Annotated in this window: 3 protein-coding genes; all 3 read left to right on the top strand. The window is 59.0% G+C overall.

Features of this window, described 5'->3' with window-relative positions; all coding sequences use genetic code 11:
• Positions 1-129: 129 nt before the first annotated feature.
• A complete protein-coding gene (locus tag WX88_RS26350; protein WP_449404337.1) occupies positions 130-2058 on the top strand; it encodes a GEVED domain-containing protein in 1929 nt (642 codons plus the stop codon).
• Positions 1950-2306, top strand: coding sequence for a hypothetical protein (locus WX88_RS26345; RefSeq protein WP_046247420.1), 357 nt, complete (start codon positions 1950-1952; stop codon positions 2304-2306). The genes WX88_RS26350 and WX88_RS26345 overlap by 109 nt, the downstream gene beginning before the upstream one ends.
• A gap of 389 nt (positions 2307-2695) precedes the next feature.
• On the top strand, positions 2696-5035 hold a 2340-nt coding region (locus WX88_RS28430; RefSeq protein WP_052733143.1), incomplete at its 3' end, for a GEVED domain-containing protein.

Raw genomic sequence — 5035 nt, 5'->3', positions numbered from 1 at the left:
AACAACCGCTGCTTTGGCAACCGCCTCTTCGTAAAGTGGTTTAATGAGTTTAATCCTAATGGCCCCAAATGCGAGGGCATCACGGACGGCAACGGCATCATTCTTGACAAGAATAGGGAAAAAAACTTCGTGGGTAAGTTTTTGGTGGCCAATAATCTCTGCGTGAACAATGGCGGCGCCGGCATCCAAACCTTCATCACCAACAACGTCGATATCATCAACAACACGTGCTACCGCAACTCGACGAGCCCGGATCTGAGCTCCGGCGAAATCTACGCCAACAACTCCACTAACATTCTCCTTCAGAACAATATTTCGGTCTCCTCCCCCGGTGAGAAGGCCTTCACCGGAGCCGGTACGAACAACATTCAGTTTGTTAACAATCTCTTTTTCGGCCCCACCGTCACCATCTCGGGGACGACTATTACCAGCACCGGCACCATCATCAACGATGGCACTTACGTTCCCACCGGCCCCAGCAGAACGGTCTCCTCTAACATCCCAGTCGGCAGCAACATCGTAGCAGATCCGCTGTTTGTCAACCCAACCACGGACAGGGCGACGGCTGACTTCACCCTCAAGACCAGCCCACTAAGCCCGGCCATCAACGCGGGCCTGACCAACAGCCTGGCAACGAACTTGCTCAAGGACCTGGCTGGTAACCCCCGCGTAGTGGACGGCAAGGTGGACCTGGGTGCCTACGAGAGCAGCTTCACCAGCACGCCTCCTCCCGCCCCTTGCGGCATAGCGACGAGCCTGAGCACGTCGGGCGTGAGCAGCACCGGCGCGACCCTAGCCTGGACGGCCGTTCCGAACGCGAACTCCTACAATGTGCGCTACCGCATCTTGAACACCACGACCTGGACCAACACCACCAGCACCGGCACCAGCAAAGCCCTCACCGGCCTGACCGCGTCGAGCACCTACGAGTTCCAGGTCCAGACCGTGTGCACCATCGGTAACAGCAACTTTAGCCCCTCAGCCACCTTCCCGACGAACAGCGGTGGCACCACGCCCCCCCCGACCACTGGTGGCAGCTACTGCGCCTCGAAGGGCAACAACGTGAGCTACGAGCACCTGGCCCAAGTGAGCCTGGGCAGCCTCAACCGCACCTCCGGCGCCGATGGCGGCTACTACGACGGCACGGCCATCAACACCAACCTGGCCCAGGGCTCGACCCAGACCATCACCTACAAAGCCGGCTTCGCCTCGACCACTTACGACGAGTTCGTGAAGGTGTACATCGACTGGAACCGGGACGGCGACTTCATCGACGCGAACGAAACCGTCGCCGCGGGCACCATTAGTAAAACCACGGCCCCGCAAACCGCTTCCTTCATCGTGCCTGCCGCGGCCCCGGCTGGCAAAACCCGCCTGCGCGTGGTGCTGACTGACGACCCCAATATCACCAGCTGCGGCACCTACAACTTCGGCGAAACCGAAGACTATTCCGTGACCGTGACCACCAGCGGTGGCGGCACCACGCCTCCACCAACCACGACGCTGCGCCCGGCCGACAACCCCACCTTCACCCTGGCTCCTGGTGTGAACTACAACTACTACCAGGGTACCTGGACCCAGCTGCCCAACTTCGAGGCGCTTACGCCCTTCAATACCGGCAACACCAACTCCTTCAACCTCGCCTCAGCGATGCAAGGGGATGGCTTCGGCTTCCGCTTCTACGGCTACGTGAGCGTGCCCGCCGATGGCGAGTACACCTTCGGCACCAAGTCCAACGAAGGCACCAAGCTCTACATCGGCAACCAGCTCGTCGTCAACAACGACGGCCTACACAGCGGGGACCTCGAACAGACTGGCACCATCGGCCTCAAAGCCGGCCTGCACTTCATCGCCCTCGACTACTTCGAGGCTACGGGCAACGAATTCTNGTCGACTACTTCGAGGCCACGGGCAACACCTTCCTGCAGGTCTTCATCACAGGCCCCGGCGTGGCCCGGCAGATCATCCCCGGCTCGTTCCTCACCCGCCGCGACTTCAGCGCCAGCGCCCGTACCGCGCTCGGCACCAGCAAGACGGCGGACGCGGGCGCGGCCCTGAGCGCCTTCCCCAACCCGACCCACGACCGGGCCACGCTCAGCTACACGGTGGAGCAAGCGGGTGCCGTGCGCCTGGAAGTGCTCGATAACGTGGGCCGCATCGTGGCTGTGCTCGTCGATGGGCAACAGAGCGCTGGCCCGCATGAGGCCGTCTTCCAAGCCCCCGCTCACCAGGGCTCGGCCCTGTTCAACGTGCGCCTGACCACCTCGACAGGCACTTCTTCTTCCCGCCTGTCTCTCGACAAGTAGGTCCATCGCTTTCCTTTTCTGAGCTACAAAAGGTCTGTTCCTCCGGGGGCAGGCCTTTTGTGCTTATGGTCCTTGCTGTTGCCTTGCCCAGCAGCACCGCTCTCAGAACGCCTGGACCGCCTAAAGCGATTGCGGAAAATCTTTGCCGCCACACGCGAACACCTTCCGGCAGTAAATCATTGATAATTAATCAATATTGACTACGCACAAGAATAACTCATCATGAATGAACATCAATTTTGTGTCGTTGAACCATGCTTTTGTGTCGTTGGTCCAGTGATTTGAACATGAGCTTGTTAAACGAACATTAAAAATGGAGATTTGAACCGGAAACGTTCCCATTCATTTTCATTTCAGCCCATTAGTTTCATCCAACCTTCTTTGTAGTCATGAAAAAACTTCTTCTGTCGCTATTATTAGGCCTTGGAGCCTGGTCTGGCGCACACGCCACCGAGTATTATGTCTCTAACGCTAATGGTAATGATGCCACTAATGCGGGCAGCATCACCAGCCCATTTAGAACCATTCAATACATCGCCAACTTAAAAAATTCTTCTGGCCAGTACGTTCTCAAAGGAGGCGACATCGTCAACGTACGGGGTACTAACACGGCTTACACCAACGCCGCCGTCGAGGCTAATTCCTACGAAGGCGCGTCAGTGGAAATTAAGGCATCGGGCTCGTCCGGCAACTATATTATCTTTCGCGGCTACCCCCAAGACCCCATCAAGCCCTTGATCAAATTCTCTAGTTGGGAAGGATTTAGCATTAAGGGCAATGTGTCCTACGTGGAAATCCGCGGCTTTCGCATTCAGGGTAACAATTCCAAAGTGACCTTAGCCGGTGCCCGCGCACAGCCCGGCACCTGCGACAATCCAGGAGGTGCAAAGCAGCCTGAATACCTTGGCTCCGGTATTGCTGCGGATGGCACCAATGGTGGTACGCCCCACCACCTGCGCTTCATCGACAACGAGGTATTTGAGTGTGGTACTGCTGGTATCTCCGCTATCAACTCGGACTACGTCACCATTGAAAACAACCTGGTCTACAACAACTCCTGGTACACCGTCTTTGGCAGCAGCGGCATCTCCGTACTCACCAGCCGCAACTACAATTCGACATCCAGCAATGACGCCGGCAGCTATCACATCACTGTTCGCAACAACCGCTCCTTCGGCAACAAACTTCTCGTGAAGTGGTACCAGGGTACCTGCAAGGGCATCACGGATGGCAACGGCATCATTATCGATAAGGGCCGAGTTAACAGCTTCGTGGGCAAGACGCTGGTGGCCAACAACCTCTGCGTAAACAATGGCGGGTCCGGTATCCAGACCTTTAAAACGGACAATGTTGACGTCATCAATAACACGTGCTACCGCAACTCGACGAGTCCGGAACTGAGCAATGGCGAAATCTTCGCCAACGACTCTGATAACATTCTCATTCAGAACAACATTTCAGTATCTTCTTCCAATGAGCGGGTCTTCTCCAGAGCTAACAACGGCACGAACGTCGTCACCTATGCCAACAACCTGTTCTTCGGCAATACCATCACGCAATCGGGTTCGAACATTAGCAGCATTGGCACGGTCGTCGTCAATGGAACCTACGTGCCCAACGGTCCCAGCAGCACCCCCGAAAGCGAAAGGGTGACCATCCCGCTCGGCAGCAACAAGGTAGCGGACCCGCTGTTCAACGGTCAAGGCACGAGCTTGTCCGCTGACTTCACGCTCCAGCCCACCAGCCCGGCCATCAACGCAGGGGTCAACAACAAGCTCTCCACCACTGACCTGGCCGGCAACACCCGCGTGGTGGGCGGCACCGTCGATATCGGCGCCTACGAGAGCACCGCCTCCACACCGCCTCCCGCTACCTGCGGCGTGCCTTCGAGCCTGAGCACCTCGGGCGTGAGCAGCACCGGCGCGACCCTGGCCTGGGCGGCCGTCTCGGGCGCCTCCTCCTACAACGTGCGCTACCGCGTCTCGGGCGCCACGAGCTGGACCAATACCACCAGCACCGGCACCAGCAAAGCCCTGACGGGCTTGGCAGCCTCGACCGACTACGAGTTCCAGGTCCAGACCGTGTGCAGCGGCGGCAGCAGCACCTTCAGTGCCTCGGCCCCCTTCTCTACCACCAGCGGAGGCACGACGCCGCCCCCCACCGGCGGCGCCACCTACTGCGCCTCGAAGGGCAACGACGCGAGCTACGAGCACTTGGCGCAAGTAAGCCTGGGCAGCATCAACCGCACCTCCGGCTCGGATGGCGGCTACTACGACGGCACGGCCACTACCACCAACGTAGCGCAGGGCTCATCGCAAACCATTACTTATAAGGCCGGCTTCAGCTCCGACACCTACACCGAGTACGTGAAGGTGTACATCGACTGGAACCAGGACGGCGACTTCGCCGACACCAACGAAACCGTCGCTTCGGGCACGATTAACGGCACCACGGCCGCCCAAACCGCTTCCTTCACCGTGCCCACCACGGCCACGGCCGGCAAAACCCGCCTGCGCGTGGTCATGAGCGACCCTAGTACCCCCGTCAGCAGCTGCGGCACTTACCAATACGGCGAGACCGAGGACTATTCCGTGACCGTGACCACCAGCGGCGGCGGCACCACCACCCCACCGCCCCCCACCACCACGCTGCGCAACCCCGACAACCCCACCGGGGCGCTGGCTCCCGGCGTGAACTACAACTACTACCAAGGCACCTGGACCCAGCTG

The organism is Hymenobacter terrenus (genome assembly GCF_000972495.1).
In the GTDB taxonomy this organism is placed as follows: Bacteria; Bacteroidota; Bacteroidia; order Cytophagales; family Hymenobacteraceae; genus Hymenobacter; species Hymenobacter terrenus.
The sequence above is the reverse complement of the archived record's forward strand: the minus strand, read 5'-3'. Positions and strand labels throughout refer to the sequence as shown.